This is a genomic window from Pseudomonas rhizozeae, from assembly GCF_031583775.1.
Lineage (GTDB): Bacteria > Pseudomonadota > Gammaproteobacteria > Pseudomonadales > Pseudomonadaceae > Aquipseudomonas.
This window is the reverse complement of sequence record NZ_JAVLSB010000009.1, coordinates 1-21,961: the sequence shown is the minus strand read 5'-3', so window position 1 is coordinate 21,961 and position 21,961 is coordinate 1. Positions and strand designations below refer to the sequence as shown.

The following is a 21,961-nucleotide window of genomic DNA, read 5'->3' as shown; positions in this document are numbered from 1 at the left end:
TGTTGGAAAAGCTCAGGACACCGGCGGCTCGGAGGAGCATTGGCCGGCGTTATGGCCTGGACCTGGAAAATAAGTGAGAATGCTGGCCATTCGGGGCCGGCAAATCGCGCCTATCATATCCAAGATTCGTCACTAGCTTAAGGCCCAAGGTGCAAATGAAACGATCTGCTTTCTTTATCTCCGATGGCACCGGCATTACCGCCGAAACCCTGGGTCAAAGCCTTCTGGCGCAGTTCGAAAACATTACCTTCAGTAAATTCACGCGACCGTACATCGACAGCGTGGATAAAGCGCGGGCCATGGTACAACAAATCAACAAAGCCGCCGAAACCGACGGCTTCCGCCCGATCATCTTCGACACCATCGTCAATCAGGACATCCGTGAGATTCTTGCGACGTCCAATGGTTTCATGATCGACATTTTCTCGACCTTCCTGGCGCCGCTGGAGCAGGAACTAACCGAGCATTCTTCCTACACCGTAGGTAAGTCCCATTCGATCGGCACCAACTCCAATTACATGGAGCGTATCGAAGCGGTGAACTTCGCCCTCGACAACGATGACGGCGCCCGCACCCACTACTACGACAAGGCCGACCTGATCCTGGTGGGCGTGTCGCGCTGCGGTAAAACCCCGACCTGCCTGTACATGGCCATGCAGTTCGGCATCCGCGCGGCCAACTACCCGCTGACCGAAGACGACATGGAGCGCCTGACCCTGCCCTCCGCCCTGCGCGCGCACCAGCACAAGCTGTTCGGCCTGACCATCGACCCGGACCGCCTCACCGCGATTCGCAACGAACGCAAGCCCAACAGCCGCTATTCGAGCTATGCCCAGTGCGAGTTCGAAGTGCGCGAAGTGGAAAACCTGTTCCGCCGCGAGAACATTCCCAACATCAATTCCACGCATTTTTCAGTGGAAGAAATCTCCGCGAAGATCCTGGTGGAGAAAGGGGTTGAGCGGCGGTTCAAGTAACCGCTTATGCCTGATATACCGCTATCGCGAGCAAGCTCGCTCCCACAGGTATTGAGGTGCCCACAGATTCTGTATTCGCAACAGAACCTGTGGGAGCGTGGCTTGCCCGCGATGAACGATGACGCGGTCGCCTAGATGACGAATAAATCCACAAACCTATTCACCGCCGTGGCCTCGAGCCTTGCCTGGTCTTTGCACAACTCGAAAATTTCAGCACTGCGCTGCTGGGTGAATCGTGTCAGCAGGTTCGCCTTGAACTTGTCTTCGAGCAACGGAATGCCTTCGACCCGGCGGCGACGGTGGCCGATGGGGTATTCCACCGCCACTTTCTCGGTACTCGTACCGTCCTTGAAAAACACCTGCAGCGCATTGGCGATCGAGCGTTTGTCGGCTTCGAGGTATTCGCGGCTGTAGCGCGGCTCCTCAACGATGACCATTTTGTCCCGCAGCACATCGATGATCGGATGCGCGGCGTGGAAATCGTCTTCGTACTGCTCGGCCACCAGGTTGCCGAATGCCAACGGCACGGCGGTCATGTATTGAATGCAGTGGTCGCGGTCCGCCGCGTTGGCCAGCGGGCCGACCTTGGAGATGATGCGGATCGCCGACTCATGGGTGGTGATCACGATTTTGTCGATCTCGTGCAAGCGATTGCGCACGTGCGGATGCAACGTCACTGCCGCTTCGCAGGCGGTTTGCGCGTGGAATTCGGCGGGAAAGCTGATCTTGAACAGCACGTTTTCCATCACGTAGCTGCCATAGGGTTGCGACAGGCTGAAGGCGCGCTTGTCCTCGGGCTTGAGCGCCAGATCCTTGTTTGTGTGGCTGAACAACACGTCGTAGAACCCCCACTGCGGCGCACTCAGCACCCCGGGAATGCCCATCTCGCCGCGCATCGCCATGTCGGCCAGGCGCACGCCACGGCTCGACGCATCCCCCGCCGCCCAGGACTTGCGCGAACCGGCGTTCGGCGCGTGTCGGTAAGTGCGTAGCGCCTGACCATCGGCGAAGGCATGGGACAGCGCCGACAGCAGTTGTTCGCGGTTAGCGCCCATCAGCTTGGCGGTCACTGCCGTGGAGGCGACTTTCACCAGGATGACGTGATCGAGTCCTACACGGTTGAAGGAGTTTTCCAGGGCGATTACCCCTTGAATCTCATGGGCCATGATCATCGCTTCAAGCACCGCGCGCACCGTCAGCGGCGCATCGCCATTGGCCACGCGCTTTTGTGACACATGGTCAGCCACCGCGAGAATCCCGCCGAGGTTATCCGACGGATGCCCCCATTCGGCGGCGAGCCAGGTGTCGTTGTAATCCAGCCAACGGACGATGCAGCCAATGTCCCACGCCGCTTTCACCGGATCGAGGCGAAACGATGTGCCCGGTACTCGCGCGCCAAACGGCACCACCGTGCCCTCGACGATCGGGCCGAGGTGCTTGGTGCATTCGGGAAAACGCAGGGCCAGCAGGCCGCAGCCAAGGGTATCCATCAGGCAATTGCGGGCGGTATTCAGGGCTTCGCTGGACTCGATCGTGTAGGTCAGGACGTAATCGGCGATGTCCTGCAAGACCCGGTCGTAGTCGGGGCGATTGTTCAGGTCGACGTTGGCGCTCATGTTCGATTCACTCGGCAGTGGTTCGTTGATGGGACCTCGGTTCAGGTGGATCTCGGGGATGACGCTTCTCTTATTGTGTAAACCGGCCACTGTGGGAGCGGGCTTGCCCGCGAAGACGTCGGCACATCCGACATCGATGCACGCTGAGAAACCGCTTTCGCGGGCAAGCCCGCTCCCACAGGTTTTGCGGTGACTTCGGGATTTGGTTAGAAATAATCCCCCGGCACCCGCACAAATCCCTCCATCAACACCCGCGCACTGCGGCTCATGATGGCTTTTTTAACCACCCATTCGCCGTTCTCCTGGGTCGCCTCTGCCCCGACGCGCAAGGTCCCGGACGGGTGGCCAAAGCGCACGGCGCTGCGTTCAACACCACCCGCCGCAAGGTTGACCAGCGTGCCGGTAATGGCCGCCGCCGTGCCGATCGCCACCGCCGCCGTGCCCATCATTGCGTGGTGCAACTTGCCCATGGACAGCGCCCGCACCAGCAGATCAACGTCCTCGACGCCGATCGACTTGCCACTGGACGACACGTAGGCTTTTGGCTTGGCGACGAATGCGACTTTCGGCGTGTGCTGCCGGGTAGCTGCTTCGTCGAGGTGTTGGATCAGGCCCATGCGCAACGCCCCGTGGGCGCGAATGGTCTCGAACATCGCCAGCGCTTTCGGATCGCTGTTGATCGCGCCCTGCAGCTCGGTGCCGGTGTAGCCGATGTCTTCGGCATTGATAAAAATCGTCGGGATGCCGGCGTTGATCAGGGTCGCCTTGAAGGTCCCGACACCCGGCACTTCGAGGTCGTCCACGAGGTTGCCGGTAGGGAACATCGACCCGCCGCCGCCCTCTTCTTCCGCCGCCGGGTCCATGAATTCGACCTGCACTTCAGCGGCCGGAAAGGTCACGCCGTCCAGTTCGAAATCACCGGTTTCCTGCACGTCGCCGTCAGTGATCGGCACGTGGGCGATGATGGTTTTGCCGATATTGGCCTGCCACACCCGCACCACCGCCACGCCGTTGCGCGGAATACGGCTGGCGTCGACCAGGCCGTTGCTGATGGCGAATGAACCGACCGCCGCCGACAGGTTGCCGCAGTTGCCGCTCCAGTCTACGAACGGCTTGTCGATCGAGACTTGGCCAAACAGGTAATCGACGTCGTGATCGGCGCGGGTGCTTTTCGACAGAATCACGGTTTTGCTGGTGCTGGAGGTGGCGCCGCCCATGCCGTCGATTTGTTTGTCGTAAGGGTCGGGGCTGCCGATCACCCGCAGCAACAGGGCGTCGCGAGCCGGGCCGGGCACCTGCGCCGCTTCGGGCAGGTCCTGCAGGCTGAAGAACACGCCTTTGCTGGTGCCGCCACGCATGTAGGTGGCGGGGATCTTGATTTGCGCTACGTGAGCCATGGTGCTCCTTTATCGTGAACGCGGGCGCTGAGGCCCGCGAACTCAAAACGTGATTTAAACGGCAACCGCCGACTCTTCGAGGAAGTCCTGGGCAAAGCGCTGCAACACGCCGCCCGCTTCGTAGATCGACACCTCCTCGGCGGTGTCGAGGCGGCAGGTCACCGGCACATCGAGCCGTTCGCCGTTCTTGCGGTGGATCACCAGCGTCAATTCCGCACGCGGGGTGCGGGCGCCGAGCACGTCGTAGGTCTCGCTGCCGTCGATGGCCAGGGTGTGGCGGTCGGTGCCGGGCTTGAACTCCAGCGGCAACACGCCCATCCCCACCAGGTTGGTGCGGTGGATGCGTTCGAAGCCTTCGGCGGCAATCGCCTCGACACCGGCCAGGCGCACGCCTTTGGCCGCCCAGTCGCGGGACGAACCCTGGCCATAGTCGGCGCCAGCGATGATGATCAGCGGCTGCTTGCGTTGCATGTAGGTTTCGATGGCTTCCCACATGCGCATCACCTGGCCCTCCGGCTCGACGCGGGCCAGCGAGCCCTGCTTGACCTTGCCGTTTTCCAAGACCATTTCGTTGAACAGTTTCGGGTTGGCGAAGGTCGCGCGCTGCGCAGTCAAGTGGTCACCGCGATGCGTCGCGTAAGAGTTGAAGTCCTCTTCCGGCAAGCCCATTTTCGCCAGGTATTCGCCAGCGGCGCTGTCGAGCATGATTGCGTTGGACGGCGACAAGTGGTCGGTGGTGATGTTGTCCGGCAGCACCGCCAGCGGGCGCATGCCCTTGAGCGGACGGGCGCCGGCCAGTGCGCCTTCCCAGTACGGCGGACGGCGGATGTAGGTGCTCATCTCGCGCCAGTCGTACAGCGGTGTGACCTTCGGCCCAGTGTCTTCGTGGACGGCGAACATCGGGATATACACCTGACGGAACTGCTCGGGTTTCACCGAGGACTTGACCACCGCGTCGATCTCTTCGTCGCTCGGCCAGATGTCTTTCAGGCGAATTTCCTGGCCGTCGGCGCCCAGGCCCAACACGTCCTTCTCGATGTCGAAACGAATGGTCCCGGCAATCGCGTAGGCCACCACCAGCGGCGGCGAGGCGAGGAAGGCGTTTTTCGCGTAAGGGTGAATGCGCCCGTCGAAGTTGCGGTTGCCGGACAGCACCGCGGTAGCGTACAGGTCGCGGTCGATGATTTCCTGCTGGATCACTGGGTCGAGCGCGCCGGACATACCGTTGCAGGTGGTGCAGGCGAACGCCACGACGCCAAAACCGAGCTGCTCCAGTTCATCGGTCAAACCGGCTTCGTCGAGGTACAGCGCCACGGTTTTCGAGCCCGGCGCCAGCGAGGATTTGACCCACGGCTTGCGGGTCAACCCGAGCTTGTTGGCATTGCGCGCCAGCAGGCCGGCGGCGATCACGTTGCGCGGGTTGCTGGTGTTGGTGCAACTGGTGATGGCGGCGATGATCACCGCGCCGTCAGGCATCTGGCCTGGCACCTCTTCCCACTTGCCGGAAATGCCTCGTGCAGCCAAATCACTGGTAGCCACACGGGCGTGCGGGTTGCTCGGCCCGGCCATGTTACGCACCACCGAGGACAGATCGAAGCTCAAGCCACGCTCGTATTGCGCGCCCTTGAGGCTGTCGGCCCACAGGCCGGTCTGCTTGGCGTACAGCTCTACAAGTTGCACTTGCTGGTCTTCACGACCGGTGAGCTTGAGGTAGTCGATGGTTTGCTGGTCGATGTAGAACATCGCCGCGGTGGCGCCGTATTCCGGGGCCATGTTGGAGATGGTCGCGCGGTCGCCGAGGGTCAGCCTTGAGGCGCCTTCGCCGAAGAACTCCAGCCAGGCACCGACGACTTTTTGCTGACGCAGGAACTCGGTCAGCGCCAGCACCATGTCGGTCGCAGTAATACCCGGTTGCAGTTTGCCGGTCAGCTCGACGCCGACGCTTTCCGGCAGGCGCATCCACGACGCGCGGCCGAGCATCACGCTCTCGGCTTCAAGGCCGCCGACGCCGATGGCGATCACACCCAGGGCATCGACGTGCGGGGTATGGCTGTCGGTGCCGACGCAGGTATCAGGGAATGCCACGCCGTCGCGGACCTGGATCACCGGGGACATTTTTTCCAGGTTGATCTGGTGCATGATGCCGTTGCCGGGCGGGATCACGTCAACGTTCTTGAAGGCTTTTTTGGTCCAGTTGATGAAGTGAAAACGGTCTTCGTTGCGGCGGTCTTCAATGGCGCGATTCTTCTCGAACGCCTGCGGATCGAAGCCGCCGGACTCAACGGCCAGGGAATGGTCGACGATCAATTGTGTCGGCACCACCGGGTTGACTTGCGCCGGGTCGCCACCTTGCAGGGCGATCGCATCCCGCAGGCCGGCGAGGTCGACCAGCGCGGTTTGGCCGAGGATGTCGTGGCACACCACGCGGGCCGGGAACCAGGGGAAATCGAGGTCGCGTTTGCGCTCGATGAATTGTTTTAGGGAATCAGTCAGCGTGGCTGGATCGCAGCGACGCACGAGGTTTTCCGCCAGCACGCGGGAGGTGTACGGCAATGTGTCGAAGGCGCCGGGCTGAATCGCCTCGACCGCCTCGCGAACGTCGTAATAGTCCAGCGGCGTGCCGGGCAGGTTCTTGCGGAATTCTGTGTTCATCGGTCAGGACTCGGTCACGGTGGTTGCAAGAGGTGGGGTGTAGCACCGGCCTTGAAATTCACACTGAACCCTGTGGGAGCTGGCTTGCCAGCGATAGCGGTGGGTCAGTCGACATCGATGCTGGATGTGATGGCCTCATCGCTGGCAAGTCAGCGCCCCCAGGAACGTCAGTGAACGTCGAGATCAGTTGCTACCCCCAACCATTCAGCGACGTTCGATTGCCACGAACTTGCGCTCTTCGACGCCGGTGTATTCGGCGCTCGGTCGGATGATGCGGTTGTTGGCGCGTTGTTCGAACACGTGGGCCGCCCAGCCGGTCAGGCGTGAGCAAACGAAGATCGGTGTGAACAATTTGGTCGGGATGCCCATGAAGTGATACGCCGAGGCATGGTAGAAGTCGGCGTTGGGAAACAGCTTCTTCTGCTCCCACATGGTCTTGTCGATGGCTTCGGAGACCGGGAACAACACCTTGTCGCCCACTTCGTCGGCGAGTTTTTTCGCCCAGCCCTTGATCACTTCGTTGCGCGGGTCGTTGTCCTTATAGATCGCGTGGCCGAAGCCCATGATCTTATCCTTGCGCTCAAGCATGCCGAGGGTGCCTTTGATGGCATCTTCCGGCGACTTGAAGCGCTCGATCATCTCCATCGCCGCTTCGTTGGCGCCGCCGTGCAACGGGCCGCGCAGCGAGCCAATGGCGGCGGTCACGCAGGAATACAGGTCGGACAGGGTAGAAGCGCACACCCGGGCGGTGAAGGTCGAGGCGTTGAATTCGTGCTCGGCGTAGAGGATCAGCGACACGTTCATCACTTTGACGTGCAACTCGCTCGGCTTTTTGCCATGCAACAGCTGCAGGAAGTGGCCGCCGATGGTCGGCTCGTCGCTCACGCACTCGATGCGCTGGCCGTCGTGGCTGTAGCGATACCAGTAGCACATGATCGCCGGGAACGCGGCAAGCAAACGGTCGGTCTTGTCGCGCTGCTCGGAGAAGTCTTGCTCCGGCTCAATGTTGCCGAGGAACGAGCAACCGGTGCGCATCACGTCCATCGGGTGGGCGTCGGCGGGGATGCGTTCCAGCACTTCTTTCAAGGCTTGCGGCAGGTCTCGTAGCTTGCTCAGTTTGGCTTGGTATTCATCGAGCTGTGCCTGGGTCGGCAGTTCGCCGTACAGCAGCAGGTACGCGACTTCTTCGAATTGCGCGTCGGCGGCCAGTTCGCGCACGTCATAGCCGCGGTAGGTCAGCCCCGCGCCCGCCTGCCCGACCGTGGACAGTGCGGTTTGCCCGGCGACCTGCCCACGGAGCCCGGCGCCACTGAGTACTTTTGCTTCGGCCATTGTGTTCTCCATTTTCTTGAAATTGTTTGGGGAGCCTTGTGGGAGCTCGCCTGCTCGCGAAGGCGTGGTGTCAGCCAACAGTGTTTTTTACTGGCCCACCTGTTTCGCGAGCAGGTTCGCTCCCACAGGGTTTGATTCAGCCTTTCTTTTGCGCAAACAGCGCGTCGAGTTTCTGCTCGAACACGTGGTAATCGATGCGATCGTACAACTCCATGCGAGTCTGCATGGTGTCGATGACATTCTGTTGCGTGCCGTCGCGGCGGATCGCGGTGTAGACATTTTCTGCGGCTTTGTTCATCGCGCGGAATGCCGACAGCGGGTACAGCACCAGCGACACGTCGGCGCCGGCCAGTTGCTCGGTGGTGAACAGCGGCGTGGCGCCGAACTCGGTGATGTTGGCCAGGATCGGCGCTTTCACGCGGCTGGCGAACAGTTTGTACATCTCCAGCTCGGTGATGGCTTCCGGGAACACCATGTCGGCGCCGGCCTCGATGCAGGCGGCGGCGCGATCGAGGGCCGACTCCAGGCCTTCGACGGCCAGCGCATCAGTGCGGGCCATGATCACGAAGCTGTCATCGGTGCGCGCGTCGACCGCAGCCTTGATGCGATCGACCATTTCCTGCTGCGAGACGATTTCTTTGTTCGGACGATGGCCACAACGCTTGGCGCCGACCTGGTCTTCGATGTGCATCGCCGCCGCGCCGAACTTGATCATCGACTTGACAGTGCGCGCGACGTTGAACGCCGAGGCGCCAAAACCGGTGTCGACGTCCACCAACAGCGGCAGATCGCAGACATCAGTGATGCGCCGCACGTCGGTCAGTACGTCGTCCAGGCCGGTGATGCCCAAGTCCGGAACGCCGAGGGAACCGGCGGCAACCCCGCCACCGGACAGGTAAATTGCCTTGAAACCGGCACGTTTGGCCAGCAGCGCGTGGTTGGCGTTGATCGCGCCGACCACTTGCAAAGGATGCTCGCTGGCGACCGCATCGCGGAAACGCTGGCCTGGAGTGCTCTTGTTGGAACTCATGACTCACCTCGTTCAGTGGCTGTCGGGTTGGCGCCGTCCTGGTAATGACGGGCAATGTTGCGTTTGGAGGCGCCGATGTGACGGCGCATCAACAACTCGGCCAGTTCACCGTCACGGTCGGCGATGGCATCGAGAATCCGGTGGTGCTCGGCGAACGCCTGGCGCGGCCGATTGGGCGTGGTGGAAAACTGGATGCGGTACATGCGCACCAGTTGATACAACTCGCCGCAGAGCATCTGGGTCAGCGTGCTGTTACCGGCCCCTTGGATGATCCGGTAATGAAAGTCGAAATCGCCTTCCTGCTGGTAATAACCGACGCCGGCCTGAAACGCCGCATCGCGCTCGTGGGTTTCCAGCACCCGGCGCAATTCGTCGATTTCCGCCTGGCTCATGCGCTCGGCGGCCAGACGACAGGCCATGCCTTCAAGGGATTCGCGAATTTCGTAGAGTTCGACCAGCTCGGCATGGCTCAGCGACACCACTCGCGCCCCGACATGCGGCACCCGCACCAGCAGGCGCTGGCCTTCGAGGCGGTGGATCGCTTCGCGCAACGGGCCACGGCTGATGCCATAGGTGCGGGCCAGTTCCGGTTCGGAAATCTTGCTACCCGGTGCAATATCGCCGCGGACGATGGCCGCCTGAATGCGCCGGAAGACGTTCTCGGAAAGTGTTTCCGAATCATCCGGGGCTACCAGCGGAGGATCGAGTTGATCGAGCATATTGTCGACACCTTGAAAGCTAATGAGGCAAAAACTAGCGAGTAAGGCCTGTAGAGTCAAAGAATAAATAGACACTGTCGACAATCGTCTAATAACGTCCCGCACCATAACCGGGCGCGACATCTGTTTATAGCCCCGTGCCGGCGCTGGCGCCATAAAACCACCGTGCTAGAATGCCGCCCGCATTTGCTTGTCATCTGCATGGCTTGTCATAAAGAAGTGATACGCCTACGAGGGAGCTTGTGCAGCAATGCCAGGGCCTGAACCGAGAACGGAACGCCGCGCATCAGGATTTATGAGACTCAAGCCCTTCCCCACCTTGCTTAGCCTTTTATGCCTGCCAGGGTTGGCCCTCGCGGGGGAAAAAACGGTGTACGGGCTGAATGAATACGCTGCGCTGGACGGCATCGATCTGGAAGTCGCGGCCAAGCTCGACACCGGAGCCAAGACCGCGTCCCTCAGCGCCCGCGACATCAAGCGTTTCAAGCGCAACGGCGAATCCTGGGTGCGCTTCTACCTGGCCATCGACGCCGCGCACTCACACCCCATCGAACGGCCGCTGGCCCGGGTCAGCAAGATCAAGCGCCGCGCCGGCGACTACGACCCAGAGGAAGGCAAGAAGTACACCGCCCGCCCGGTCATCGAACTGGACATCTGCATGGGCGGCGCCTTGCGCAGCATCGAAGTGAACCTCACCGACCGCAGCGCCTTCCAATACCCACTCTTGATCGGCTCCGAAGCCCTCAAACGCTTCGATGCGCTGGTCGACCCCAGCCTTAAATACGCTGCTGGCAAACCCGCCTGCGCCACCAACGTACATACCGCAGAGTAATTCCAATGCGCTCTCTTACCCTTCACCTGAAACTGCTGATCGCCATCCTGGTGGTGCTGGGCATTTCAGTCACGGCCTATCAGATTCTAGTGCTAGGCATCCCGGTCACCGAAGACGCCACCGACGACCTGTGGAACATCGATGCCAAAGTCGAGTTCGTGCCCAGCGCCAAGGACCCGGTCAAGATCCAGATGTTCGTGCCGCCGCTGAGCCGCGACTACGTGAGCCTCAACGAGAGTTTTATTTCCAATAACTACGGCGTGGCGGTGAATCGCGTCGACGGCAACCGCAAAGTCACTTGGTCAGCGCGACGGGCCAAGGGCAACCAGACGCTTTATTACCGGTTGGTGCTGACCAAGCGTTACACCGGCGAAAAAGCCAAGGTCAAGGGCCCGACATTCCGCGACAGCATGCCGATCGAGGGTGCCGAGAAAATTGCCGCCGACGCCCTGCTGGCGCCGATCCGCCAGCACTCGGCAGACGTCGAGACGTTCATCAGCGAAGCGATCAAACGGGTCAACAACGCCAACGACGACAACGCCAAACTGCTGTTGGCCGGTGATCCATCGCCGGCGCACAAGGCGAAGATCGTCGAACTGCTGCTGTCCATCGCCCACGTCCCAGCGGAGAAGGTCCACACCATTCGCCTGGTGGCCGATCAGCCGCAATCGCCGGAGCTGTGGCTGCGCAGCTTCAATGGCACCGACTGGCTGTACTTCAACCCGGAAACCGGCGAACAAGGCCTGCCGACCGACCGCCTGCTGTGGTGGACCGGCGATGACAACCTGATCACTGTAGATGGCGGCAAGAAAGCCACGGTGACCTTCAGCCTCAACAACAGCGAAATGAACGCCATTCGCCTGGCAAAGCTCACCGACGAAAACACCGACGCCAACTTCCTCGAATATTCGCTGTACGGCTTGCCGCTGCAAACCCAGCAAACGTTCATGATCATGGTGATGATCCCGATTGGCGTGCTGGTGATCCTGATCCTGCGCAACCTGATCGGCCTGCAAACCCTCGGCACCTTCACTCCGGTGCTGATCGCCCTGGCGTTCCGCGAGACGCAACTGGGCTTCGGCATTGTGCTGTTCACGGTGATTACAGCGCTGGGCCTGTCGCTGCGTTCCTATCTCGAGCATTTGAAGTTGCAGATGCTGCCGCGGCTGTCGGTGGTGCTGACCTTTGTCGTGGTGCTGATCGCCGCGATCAGCCTGTTCAGCCACAAGCTGGGCCTGGAGCGCGGGCTGTCGGTGGCGCTGTTCCCGATGGTGATTCTGACCATGACCATCGAACGCCTGTCGATCACCTGGGAAGAACGCGGTTCGGGGCATGCCTTGAAAGTGGCGATCGGCACCCTGTTCGCCGCCTCGCTGGCGCACCTGATCATGAGCGTGCCGGAGCTGGTGTACTTCGTGTTTACCTTCCCGGCAATCCTGCTGATCCTGGTGGGTTTCATGCTGGCCATGGGTCGCTATCGCGGCTATCGCCTGACCGAGCTGGTGCGCTTCAAGGCGTTCCTGAAGGCTGATTCCTGATGTTCGGCTTCTGGAAAACCTGGAAGGCCCTCGAGGCGCGGGGGATCATGGGTATCAATCGGCGGAACGCCGACTACGTGCTTAAGTACAACAAGCGCAGCCTGTACCCGATCGTCGATGACAAGATCATCACCAAGGAGCGGGCGATCGAGGCCGGCATCCATGTGCCTGAGCTGTACGGGGTGATTTCGACTGAAAAGGAAATCGACAAGCTCGACGAGATCATCGGCGGACGCAGCGACTTCGTCATCAAACCGGCGCAAGGTGCCGGCGGTGACGGCATCCTGGTGGTCGCCGACCGCTTCGAGGGACGCTACCGCACGGTGTCCGGCAAGATCATCAGCCACGAAGAAATCGAGCATCAGATCTCCAGCATCCTCACCGGCCTGTACTCCCTGGGCGGGCACCGCGACCGCGCGCTGATTGAGTACCGGGTGATTCCCGACCAGATTTTCAAGAGCATCAGTTACGAAGGCGTGCCGGACATCCGCATCATCGTGCTGATGGGCTACCCGGTAATGGCCATGTTGCGCTTGCCGACCCGGCAGTCCGGCGGCAAGGCCAACCTGCACCAGGGCGCAATTGGCGTCGGCGTCGATCTTGCCACCGGCCTGACACTGCGCGGCACCTGGCTGAACAACATCATCACCAAACACCCGGACACCACCAACGCCGTGGACGGCGTGCAATTGCCTTACTGGGACGGCTTCATGAAGCTCGCCGCTGGCTGCCACGAACTGTGCGGCCTGGGTTACATCGGCGTCGACATGGTGCTCGATCAGGAAAAAGGCCCGTTGATCCTCGAACTCAACGCCCGGCCGGGGCTGAACATTCAGATCGCCAACGACTGCGGCCTGACCTTGCGCACCCACGCCGTAGAAGCTCGGCTGGAAGAGCTGAAAGCGCAGGGCATCGTCGAAACCGTCGAAGAGCGCGTGGCGTTCGTCCAGGCAATGTTCGGGCACATTCCGGCGGTCGAGGGCTAGTCGTGATCTGCTCCCTGCACCCGCTGCCCTATCGCGCCAACCCCGCCGAATACTTTGCGGCAATCCGCCATGCGCCTGGCGCGGTGCTGCTCGACAGTGGCCGGCCCAGCGCTGAACGTGGCCGCTACGACCTGCTGAGTGCCTGGCCCTTGGAAACACTGGCGGTGTTGCCTGACGAAAGCGGTGGCGATTTCCTGCAACGGTTGCGTGAACAACTGGCACAGCTGGGTGAGGCCACCGTGCCGCAAGGCTACGAACTACCGTTTGCCGGCGGCCTGATCGGTTACCTCAGCTATGACTTTGGCCGGCATCTGGAGCGTCTGCCGACTCAGGCGCTGGACGACCTGCAATTGCCAGATGCGCGGTTTGGCCTGTACGGCTGGGCGTTGATCAGTGATCACCAGCGCCAGACCAGTCAGTTGCTGTTTCATCCGACAGTGGATGACGCCGAGCGGCAACGGCTGATTGGAGTGTTTCACCGGTCCACGCCGCATACGCCTGAGGCGTTCAGTTTGAAGGGTCCGATGCAAGCGGATTTGTCGGCCGAGGAATACCGTCAGGCGCTTGCGCGAATCCAGGACTACATCCAGGCGGGTGACTGTTATCAAGTCAACTTCGCGCAACGCTTTCGTGCTGAGTGCCAGGGCGATCCGTGGATCGCTTATTGCGCGCTGCGCGCGGCCTGCCCGACACCATTTTCCGGGTTCCAGAGCCTGCCGGACGGTGGCGCGGTGCTGAGCCTGTCGCCCGAGCGCTTCGTCAAAGTCAACCAGCGCCAGGTCGAGACGCGGCCGATCAAAGGCACCCGGCCACGTGGCCTGACACCCGCAGAGGACGCGGCCAACGCCGCCGAACTGCTGGCCAGCCCCAAGGACCGCGCAGAAAACCTGATGATTGTCGATCTGCTGCGCAACGATCTCGGCCGCACCTGCCGCACGGGCTCGGTGCGGGTACCGGAACTGTTCAGCCTGGAAAGCTACCCCAACGTTCACCACTTGGTGAGCAGCGTCACCGGTGATTTGGCCGATGGCCAGGATGCGCTCGACCTGATCGCCGGCAGCTTCCCCGGCGGCTCGATCACCGGAGCACCGAAGATCCGCGCCATGCAAATCATCGACGAACTCGAACCGACCCGCCGTGGCCTGTATTGCGGCTCGTTGCTGTATCTGGATGTGCGCGGCGAGATGGACAGCTCGATCGCCATCCGCAGCTTGCTGGTCAAGGACGGGCAAGTCTGCTGCTGGGGCGGCGGCGGCATCGTCGCCGACTCCCAGTGGCAGGCGGAATATCAGGAATCCATCACCAAGGTGAAGGTGTTGCTCGACACCTTGCACAGCCTCTAGCTGTTTGTGGTGAGGAGGTTTACTCCCTTGCCACAAGGCTCGCGTTACAGGCTCAGGTCACGATTCGAGGCCTTGAGAAACTCCTGCTTCAACTCGTCAAAACTATGCACCGCCGGGAACTGCGGGAATTCGCGAATCACGTTGTCCGGCGCATGGAACAGAATCCCCGCATCCGCCTCGCCGAGCATGCTGGTGTCGTTATACGAATCCCCCGCCGCAATCACCCGGTAGTACAGACTCTTGAAGGCCAGGACTGACTGCCGCTTGGGATCTTTCTGACGCAGTTGGTAACGGGTCACCCGCCCGCTGTCGTCGGTGATCAGGCGATGGCACAGCAAAGTCGGGAAACCGAGTTGGCGCATCAGCGGCTGCGAGAACTCATAAAAAGTGTCCGAAAGAATCACCACTTGAAAGCGCTCGCGCAGCCAGTTGACGAACTCGATAGCGCCGTCCAGCGGCTTAAGGGTCGCGATCACCGCCTGGATATCCGCCAGTTTCAAGCCATGCTCGTCGAGAATCCGCAGGCGCTGCTGCATCAGCACGTCGTAATCGGGGATGTCCCGAGTGGTTGCCTTGAGGGACTCAATCCCGGTTTTTTCAGCGAAAGCGATCCAGATTTCAGGGACCAGCACACCTTCCAGATCGAGGCAGGCAATTTCCACAAGACACTCCTGATTTAGTATTTTTGATAAGTCGAGCGAGCAAAAGGACTGCCGAACTCTAGCCATTCACCCGGCGAGGCGCAACGCAGAGGGCGCCAGCCTCCGGCTGATTTTGTTACCATCGTCGTCATATAGAGCGCCCAGCGCCACCGACCTGTAGGAAACCGCCCTGATGAGCCCAACGTTCGACGTCGTGGAACTCGCCACGACCTATGCCAACAAGTCCGCCCAGGACATTTTGAAACTGGCTTTCGCCGAATTCGGCGATGAGCTGTGGATATCCTTCAGCGGCGCCGAAGACGTGGTGCTGGTGGACATGGCCTGGAAGCTGAACAAAAACGTCAAAGTGTTCAGCCTCGACACTGGCCGCCTGCACCCGGAAACCTACCGCTTCATCGATCAGGTGCGCGAGCACTACAAGATCGAGATCGAACTGGTGTCGCCGGACTACACGAAACTGGAACCTTTCGTGAAGGAAAAAGGCCTGTTCAGCTTCTATAAGGACGGGCATGGCGAGTGCTGCGGCATCCGCAAGATCGAGCCGCTGCGGCGCAAACTGTCCGGCGTCAACGCCTGGGCCACCGGCCAGCGCCGTGACCAGAGCCCGGGCACCCGCAGCGCCGTAGCGGTGCTGGAAATCGACACCGCGTTTTCCACCCCGGAGCGCACCCTCTACAAGTTCAACCCCTTGGCGCAGATGACCAGCGAAGAAATCTGGGGCTACATCCGCATGCTGGAGCTGCCGTACAACAGCCTGCACGAGCGCGGCTTCATCAGCATCGGCTGCGAACCCTGCACCCGCCCGGTGCTGCCGAACCAGCACGAACGCGAAGGCCGCTGGTGGTGGGAGGAAGCGACGCAGAAAGAATGCGGGCTGCATGCCGGGAATATCATCAGCAAGTCGAAGGTTTGATCCGAGATTCATCGCCCCCACCCTGAGGGTGCGAGCTTATTCGCGATGGCTTCACCTCGGTAGCAGCAAACTTAAACCGCACTAAACCGTTGCACCAACCCCTGCTCGGCAAACTGCTCGATGATGAAATCGACAAACGCCCGGGTCTTGCCTGGCAACAATTTGTGCTCCGCGTAATAGATGGAAATATTGCCGTCGTCGACATACCAGTCCGGCAGCACCCGTTGCAGGCTGCCGGCGTCCAGATACCCCACGGCAAACGGCATGCTCACCAAAGCAATGCCCAGGCCTTGCGCCGCCGTGGCGCAAGCTGCTTCGGAATCGCTCATGGTCATGCGCGCCTTAAGGACCAGCGGGTGGTGTTGTCGAGTGCGGCTGGTCAATTGCCAGGAGCGTACTCGGCCGGTCTGCGGCGAGCGGATCAAAATACCTTCGTGTCGCTTCAGATCGTCCGGCTCACGGATTTCGGGGTGCTGCGCGAGGTAATCCGCCGAAGCTACCAAGACCCTGTGGGCCACCGCCAGCTTGCGCGCCACCACACCCTGGGGCAATTCGAACCCGCCACCGATGCCGGCATCGAAACCTTGGCCAATCAAATCGACTTGCCGATTATCAAAATGCCAATCCGGGCTGATCGCCGGATATCGACGCAGAAATTCGCCGAGTAACGGCACCACGTACAAGCGCCCGAACGCCGTGCCCACGCTGACTTTGAGAGTGCCCGCCGGGCGCCCTTCAGCACTGGCCAGGTTGGCCACGGCATTCTGAATGGTGTTCAGGCTACTGCTGACTTCGCCGAGGAATAACTGGCCGGCCTCGGTCAGGGTCAAGCTGCGGGTGCTGCGCTGGAACAGCCGCACACCCAGGCGCGCTTCCAGTTTGGCGACACTTTTACCCACCGCCGCTGGCGTCAGGCTCAGGCGGCGGGCGGCTTCGGCAAAGCTGCCGACCTCGGCGCTGCGGACAAAGCATTCGATACTGCTGAAGGTTTCCATGGCGACCACTATAAACTTCTGGTTTACACAGACTATAGCAACGACGGGCTACACGGCCGCAACCGCCGCGCTGATACTAGGCTCCATCAACCGCGGCAATCTCGCCTCGGGACTTCGGAGAACGACATGACCACTCAGAACCTCAGCGGTAAAGTAGCTCTGATCCAGGGCGGCTCCCGCGGCATCGGCGCCGCTATCGTGCAACGCCTGGCCGCTCAAGGCGCCGCCGTCGCCTTCACCTACGTCAGCTCCACCGCCAAGGCTGAAGAACTGCAAAACAGCATCACCGCCAACGGTGGAAAAGCCCTGGCAATCAAGGCTGACAGCGCCGACGCTGACGCCATCCGTGGCGCGGTCACCGCCACCGTCAAAGCCTTCGGTGGCCTGGACATCCTGGTCAACAATGCCGGTGTGCTGGCGGTTGCACCGCTGGAAGAGTTCAAGCTCGAAGACTTCGACCGGACCCTGGCCATCAACGTGCGCAGCGTATTCGTCGCCACCCAGGAAGCCGCCAAACACATGACCGAAGGCGGCCGGGTGATCAACATCGGCAGCACCAACGCCGACCGCATGCCCTTCGCTGGTGGCGGCCCCTACGCCATGAGCAAATCCGCGCTGGTAGGCTTGACCAAAGGTTTGTCCCGCGACCTCGGCCCGCGCGGCATTACCGTGAACAACGTCCAGCCAGGCCCAGTCGACACTGACATGAATCCGGCCAGTGGTGACTTCGCCGACAGTCTGATTCCGCTGATGGCCGTGGGTCGTTACGGTACCTCCGACGAAATCGCCAGCTTCGTCGCTTACCTGGCCAGCCCGGAAGCGGGCTACATCACCGGTGCAAGCCTGACCATCGACGGTGGTTTCGGCGCCTGATGCGCTGATCGACAAACGCCGGCCACCTGCTCAGGGCGCCGGCGTTTTGTTGCCCGTTGCATTCACGTCCATGCCAGCGCCGGCAACCCGCAGGCACTCGGATCGAAGTCCTTGAGGCTGCGCAGGATGCCATCGGCGTGGGCGTATTTTTCATCGGCCATGGCCGCATCGGGGATCGCAATCGCAGTCATGCCGGCTGCCTTGGCGGCGGTAACACCGAACGGCGAATCCTCGAACACCAGGCAATCCGCCGGCGCCACACCGAGGCGCCGGGCGGCGGTGAGGAAGATGTCCGGCGCGGGTTTCGCCGCGCCAACTTCCGGATCATCCGCCGTCACCACGAAGTCGAACAGCGCGAACCAGTCACGGTGCAGGGTGGTTTTCTGGCCGAACGACTGGCGCGAAGAACTGGTGCCCACCGCAATCGGAATGTTGTGCGCCTTCAAGTGCCGCACCAGTTGTTCGGCCCCCGGCATGGCTTGAGCCCTGGGGAAACGCTCGCGCATCAACGGCTCGCGAATCACCAGGAATTCCTCGGCGGTGATCGGTAAGTCCAGCGCGTCCACCACGTAGCGCGCGAGGTCACCGGCTCCACGGCCGATGATGTTCTGTTTGACGCTCCAGTCGAAGGTGCGCCCGTAACGCCCGACGATGATCGAAGTGACCTCGGTGTAAATGCCCTCGGTATCCAGCAACAAGCCGTCCATATCGAAGATCACGGCCTTGATTGGGCCGAACTCATCCAGCGGTGCATTCATCGCATCTAATCCGTTATCAACACAAATTTCCAGGAAGGCTCAGGTGCGGCCAGCGGGGTTCACCTAAAAGGATTCAGCAGGATAACGAGCGCGGCTTGCAGCCGGCAACCATCCACTGCGCGCCCCTCCTCCCTATCGCTACTCGGCACTCCGCATTTAGAGAATTGCCCTACAGCACACTCAGGTCTGTCTGACTTCTTTCACTCCTTTTCCCCTGCAAAGTCTCGCGCCTCATTTTGCCTCGCGTGGGATTGCGAATGTTCGACCCGGAAAAGGTCCTGGCCCTCAACAACACCATTGGCCTGCTGGTTCTGGCTGCGATGGACCCCGAACACCCCGACGTCGAAGGGCTGCTGAGCGACTTTCGCCACTGCCTCAACGACTACGACCGCTGGGCCGAGAGCTACTGGACGGCCGGCACCCTAGACATCGAGCAGGTGTTCCAGATCGGCAACGAAGTCCGTATCAGGGCTCCTGCAAATTCAGCCACGCCGACCAGTGGCGCAGTCGCAACCTGCTCGGCGGCCGGGCCCCTGACGCTGGTGCACGCGTTCGAAGCGGCGCGCTTCGTGCCCATTGGCAATACGCCAGTAATGCTCGAGCCGCTCATTGAAGCTGCGGACGGCAGCGTCAGTTACGGCGAGCCGATTCACAAGACCATTGGCCCGAGCGGCATTCTGGAGGTGGCCGAATGTTGGCGGGGCCAGTCTTATCGCATCACTTTTTTCCCGAATGTTTCAGCCGACCACATCAAGGCCCTATATGCGTCCTACCAGACCGTCCAGAGCTCGCTCGAGGGTTGGCTGCGTAACGAGTGGACGACCGAATTTCAGACTTTATGGGCGGAATATTCCGACGCAGGTTTGCTCGGTCGTCACCGGATGCTCGAGGCTGCGGACTGGCGCGGTGTAGAGCAATCGCTGCAGGGTTTGTGGGAAGACGTGAAGCAGGTCTTTGCACTGCTCGCGGACTTACAGTCCAACAGCGAGAAGCTGCTGGAGTATCTGACGCAGGCAGAGCTGGACACGCTGCTCAGCACTTCCGCCGATGCCATCGCCAATGCCTTGCTGGCGCTCAGTGATGAACCCTTGATGTTCATCCACCTCGCGGCGTTTACCAGTTGGTTGCGCATGCTGCCGCCGCAGTACGCCATCGAAGTCATGGCGGAAATTCGTACAGACCTGGTGGTGAGTTTCCTCCTGGTCGCGCTGACCCGTTCCCTAGGTTTGAAGCTGCACATCAGCGCCAAAATCCTTGGCAAAATAAAATCCAAAAAAGCCAGGGAGTGGTTGGCGGCGGCTTCCATGCGCCTGGCCGAACTGACGACACAGTCCGAGCTCACCTCGCATGCCCAAGTGCTGAAGCCGTTAGCGGTCAGCGCTCGCCGAGCAGAGATCAAGCCCACCCCCGCCGTGCCGCTAGAGATCGGCAATGGCGAAAAGCCGACGCTTGTTGTGCGAAATCCGGCGCCGATCGCGCGGGATAAATCCGCTAACGACACCCAACTGAGCAAACACGAACCCCACGACGACGCCCCCGACCAGGCGAAAAATCCTGCAGGCGACAGCGCCGATTCCGCTGACAAAACCGCCACCAATGGCTGCCCAGTGTCGATGGTCACCGGCGAAGAACTGCTGACCCTCGATGACGCGGTGCTCGACGGCGTGCTGCCGTTCACCTTCACCCGCGTTTATCGCAGCAGCGCAGTGGAAATCGATTGTGGCCTCGGGTTTGGCTGGAGCCATTCCCTCGCCCATCGTTTGGATGTCGACGGCGACGAGGTGCTCTGGACCGACCACGAAAACCGTCGCACGCGCTTTCCATTGCCCTCGCGGGCGCGGCCGGCAATCCACAACAGCCTGTCGCGGGCGGCGATTTTTCTCGGTGATGAGCCGGAAGAGCTGATCCTCGCCCAGGCCGGTGACACGCCACGTTTCCTACACTTTCGCGGCGGGCGTCTGACCGCCATCAGCGACGCCTACAACAATCGTCTGACCCTGGTGCGCGACAACCAGCAGCGCATCGTGCGCCTGAACAACGGCGCCGGCCGTTCCCTGCGGCTGCGCTATGAGCGCTCGCACCTGGTGGCCGTCGACTACCAGAGCTTCCATCCCGCCGACACCCTCGAAGACGCCTGGCGTACAGAACAGACGCTGTTTTCCTACCGCTACGACGCCCGCCAGCGGCTGATCGCCGCGACCAACGCGGCCGGCGACAGCGAGCGCTACGACTACGACGACCAGCACGTGATCCTGCAACGGCAACTGGCCGGTGGGGCGAGTTTCTTTTGGGCGTGGGAAAGGTCTGGCAAAGCCGCGCGCTGTGTCCGGCATTGGGGCTCGTTTGCGCAGATGGACACCCGGTACGTCTGGGATGACGCCGGCGGCGTCACGGTCAAGTACCGCGACGGCAGCGAAGAAAGCTATCAACACGACGACCGCGCGCGCCTGGTGCGGCGGGTCGAGGCCGATGGCGCCGAGCAGCGCAAGGCGTATGACGAGCAGGGCCGCTTGATCGCCGAGCAGGATGCCTTGGGCGCGGTCACCGAATACCGCTATGACGACGTCGGACGCCTGGTGGCGCTGATTCCGCCGGAAGATGAGCCCACGTCCTACGAGTACCGCGACGGTTTCCTCCACGCCAAGCGTCGGGGCCGCAGCACCTGGACCTATCAGCGCAACGACCAGGGCGATATCACCGAAGCCGTCGACCCGGAGGGTCAGGTCACCCATTACGACTACGACGGCCAGGGGCAGTTGCTGTCGATCCGCTACCCGGACAACAGCCGTCATGTGTTTGTGTGGAATCGTCTGGGCCAGTTGCAGGAAGAAACCCTGCCCCATGGCGGCCAGCGGCGGTTTTCCTACGACGCACTGGGGCGGCAGACCACCCGCCAGGACGAACACGGCGCGATTGTTCGCTACCAGTGGGACGCCCTCGGCCGACTGCTGCAAACGACTTCTCCTACCGGCGCGACCCGGGGCTTTGCCTACAACGCCTACGGCAAGGTCACCGCCGAGCGCGATGAACTGGGGCGCATCACCCGCTACGACTACGCCGACGACCTGCACCTGCTGACCCGACGGATCAGCCCGGACGGCACCCAGCTCCACTATCGCTACGACCATTCGCGCCTGTTGCTGACAGCGATCGAGAACGAAGCCGGCGAAACCTATCAACTGGACTACACCCCCGGCGGATTGATCCGACAGGAAACCGGCTTCGACGGCCAGCGCACGGCGTATGCCTACGACCTCAAGGGCCAGTTGCTGGAGAAGACCGAGTTTGGTTCGGACGGCTCGACCCTGGTCACCGGGTATCAGCGGGATTCGGCGGGCCGT

Annotated in this window: 17 protein-coding genes; 8 read left to right on the top strand and 9 right to left on the bottom strand. The window is 61.4% G+C overall.

Annotated elements, in window-relative coordinates; genetic code table 11:
* Positions 1-155: 155 nt before the first annotated feature.
* Complete coding sequence (ppsR, locus tag RG836_RS02000) at positions 156-974, top strand: posphoenolpyruvate synthetase regulatory kinase/phosphorylase PpsR (protein WP_310842784.1); 819 nt, start codon at positions 156-158, stop codon at positions 972-974.
* 131 nt (positions 975-1,105) lie between these two features.
* On the opposite strand, the gene prpD is transcribed toward ppsR, so the two are convergent.
* From prpD to RG836_RS01970, 6 genes are all read right to left on the bottom strand, one after another.
* Positions 1,106-2,590, bottom strand: a complete 1,485-nt coding sequence (gene prpD / locus RG836_RS01995; RefSeq protein WP_310842783.1) for a 2-methylcitrate dehydratase — start codon at positions 2,588-2,590, stop codon at positions 1,106-1,108.
* A gap of 206 nt (positions 2,591-2,796) precedes the next feature.
* Positions 2,797-3,987 (bottom strand): 2-methylaconitate cis-trans isomerase PrpF, encoded by a 1,191-nt coding sequence (prpF, locus tag RG836_RS01990; RefSeq protein ID WP_310842782.1) that lies wholly within the window; start codon positions 3,985-3,987, stop codon positions 2,797-2,799.
* A gap of 54 nt (positions 3,988-4,041) precedes the next feature.
* Positions 4,042-6,639 carry a Fe/S-dependent 2-methylisocitrate dehydratase AcnD gene (gene acnD / locus RG836_RS01985; protein ID WP_310842781.1) on the bottom strand — a complete coding sequence of 866 codons (2,598 nt, stop codon included), beginning with the start codon at positions 6,637-6,639 and terminating at the stop codon, positions 4,042-4,044.
* Positions 6,640-6,843: 204 nt separating this feature from the next.
* Positions 6,844-7,971, bottom strand: coding sequence for a bifunctional 2-methylcitrate synthase/citrate synthase (gene prpC / locus RG836_RS01980; protein ID WP_310842779.1), 1,128 nt, complete (start codon positions 7,969-7,971; stop codon positions 6,844-6,846).
* Positions 7,972-8,107: 136 nt separating this feature from the next.
* The gene (prpB, locus tag RG836_RS01975; protein WP_310842777.1) at positions 8,108-9,001 is read right to left on the bottom strand and encodes a methylisocitrate lyase; all 894 of its coding nucleotides are present in this window, start codon (positions 8,999-9,001) and stop codon (positions 8,108-8,110) included.
* The gene (locus RG836_RS01970) at positions 8,998-9,720 is read right to left on the bottom strand and encodes a GntR family transcriptional regulator (RefSeq protein ID WP_310842775.1); all 723 of its coding nucleotides are present in this window, start codon (positions 9,718-9,720) and stop codon (positions 8,998-9,000) included. The genes prpB and RG836_RS01970 overlap by 4 nt, the downstream gene beginning before the upstream one ends.
* 295 nt (positions 9,721-10,015) lie before the next feature.
* Here RG836_RS01970 and rloA point away from each other — a divergent pair, with 295 nt between their 5' ends.
* From rloA to pabB, 4 genes are read left to right on the top strand one after another with little or no spacing between them, the layout of a single operon-like run.
* Positions 10,016-10,552: a retropepsin-like aspartic peptidase RloA gene (rloA, locus tag RG836_RS01965; protein ID WP_310842773.1), complete on the top strand. Its 537-nt coding sequence runs from the start codon at positions 10,016-10,018 to the stop codon at positions 10,550-10,552.
* 5 nt (positions 10,553-10,557) lie between these two features.
* Positions 10,558-12,090 (top strand): osmotic stress tolerance membrane protein RloB, encoded by a 1,533-nt coding sequence (rloB, locus tag RG836_RS01960; protein ID WP_310842772.1) that lies wholly within the window; start codon positions 10,558-10,560, stop codon positions 12,088-12,090.
* Positions 12,090-13,076, top strand: a complete 987-nt coding sequence (locus tag RG836_RS01955; protein WP_310842770.1) for an alpha-L-glutamate ligase-like protein — start codon at positions 12,090-12,092, stop codon at positions 13,074-13,076. The genes rloB and RG836_RS01955 overlap by 1 nt, the downstream gene beginning before the upstream one ends.
* A 2-nt stretch (positions 13,077-13,078) precedes the next feature.
* Entirely contained in the window at positions 13,079-14,419 is a 1,341-nt protein-coding gene (gene pabB, locus RG836_RS01950; RefSeq protein WP_310842769.1) for an aminodeoxychorismate synthase component I, read from the top strand.
* A 44-nt stretch (positions 14,420-14,463) separates the two neighbouring features.
* On the opposite strand, the gene thrH is transcribed toward pabB, so the two are convergent.
* The gene (gene thrH / locus RG836_RS01945; protein ID WP_310842767.1) at positions 14,464-15,081 is read right to left on the bottom strand and encodes a bifunctional phosphoserine phosphatase/homoserine phosphotransferase ThrH; all 618 of its coding nucleotides are present in this window, start codon (positions 15,079-15,081) and stop codon (positions 14,464-14,466) included.
* Positions 15,082-15,253: 172 nt separating this feature from the next.
* Between thrH and RG836_RS01940 the strand changes: the two genes are divergently transcribed.
* Positions 15,254-15,994, top strand: a complete 741-nt coding sequence (locus RG836_RS01940; RefSeq protein ID WP_310842766.1) for a phosphoadenylyl-sulfate reductase — start codon at positions 15,254-15,256, stop codon at positions 15,992-15,994.
* 71 nt (positions 15,995-16,065) lie between these two features.
* Here RG836_RS01940 and RG836_RS01935 read toward each other — a convergent pair whose 3' ends face one another.
* Positions 16,066-16,989 carry a LysR family transcriptional regulator gene (locus RG836_RS01935; protein ID WP_310842765.1) on the bottom strand — a complete coding sequence of 308 codons (924 nt, stop codon included), beginning with the start codon at positions 16,987-16,989 and terminating at the stop codon, positions 16,066-16,068.
* A 126-nt stretch (positions 16,990-17,115) separates the two neighbouring features.
* Between RG836_RS01935 and RG836_RS01930 the strand changes: the two genes are divergently transcribed.
* Entirely contained in the window at positions 17,116-17,862 is a 747-nt protein-coding gene (locus RG836_RS01930) for a 3-oxoacyl-ACP reductase family protein (RefSeq protein WP_310842764.1), read from the top strand.
* Positions 17,863-17,924: 62 nt separating this feature from the next.
* Here the strand turns inward: RG836_RS01930 and RG836_RS01925 are convergent, their stop codons facing one another.
* Entirely contained in the window at positions 17,925-18,620 is a 696-nt protein-coding gene (locus tag RG836_RS01925) for an HAD-IA family hydrolase (RefSeq protein WP_310842763.1), read from the bottom strand.
* A gap of 257 nt (positions 18,621-18,877) precedes the next feature.
* Between RG836_RS01925 and RG836_RS01920 the strand changes: the two genes are divergently transcribed.
* On the top strand, positions 18,878-21,961 hold a 3,084-nt coding region (locus RG836_RS01920), incomplete at its 3' end, for a DUF6531 domain-containing protein (RefSeq protein WP_310842762.1).

Coding starts and splice junctions, on each gene's coding strand:
- prpC (WP_310842779.1), bottom strand. CDS start 7,971: ATGGCCGAAGCAAAAGTACTCAGTGGCGCCGGGCTCCGTGGGCAGGTC.
- RG836_RS01955 (WP_310842770.1), top strand. CDS start 12,090: ATGTTCGGCTTCTGGAAAACCTGGAAGGCCCTCGAGGCGCGGGGGATC.
- rloB (WP_310842772.1), top strand. CDS start 10,558: ATGCGCTCTCTTACCCTTCACCTGAAACTGCTGATCGCCATCCTGGTG.
- prpB (WP_310842777.1), bottom strand. CDS start 9,001: ATGAGTTCCAACAAGAGCACTCCAGGCCAGCGTTTCCGCGATGCGGTC.
- RG836_RS01930 (WP_310842764.1), top strand. CDS start 17,116: ATGACCACTCAGAACCTCAGCGGTAAAGTAGCTCTGATCCAGGGCGGC.
- rloA (WP_310842773.1), top strand. CDS start 10,016: ATGAGACTCAAGCCCTTCCCCACCTTGCTTAGCCTTTTATGCCTGCCA.
- RG836_RS01970 (WP_310842775.1), bottom strand. CDS start 9,720: ATGCTCGATCAACTCGATCCTCCGCTGGTAGCCCCGGATGATTCGGAA.
- prpF (WP_310842782.1), bottom strand. CDS start 3,987: ATGGCTCACGTAGCGCAAATCAAGATCCCCGCCACCTACATGCGTGGC.
- acnD (WP_310842781.1), bottom strand. CDS start 6,639: ATGAACACAGAATTCCGCAAGAACCTGCCCGGCACGCCGCTGGACTAT.
- RG836_RS01925 (WP_310842763.1), bottom strand. CDS start 18,620: ATGAATGCACCGCTGGATGAGTTCGGCCCAATCAAGGCCGTGATCTTC.
- RG836_RS01940 (WP_310842766.1), top strand. CDS start 15,254: ATGAGCCCAACGTTCGACGTCGTGGAACTCGCCACGACCTATGCCAAC.
- ppsR (WP_310842784.1), top strand. CDS start 156: ATGAAACGATCTGCTTTCTTTATCTCCGATGGCACCGGCATTACCGCC.
- prpD (WP_310842783.1), bottom strand. CDS start 2,590: ATGAGCGCCAACGTCGACCTGAACAATCGCCCCGACTACGACCGGGTC.
- RG836_RS01935 (WP_310842765.1), bottom strand. CDS start 16,989: ATGGAAACCTTCAGCAGTATCGAATGCTTTGTCCGCAGCGCCGAGGTC.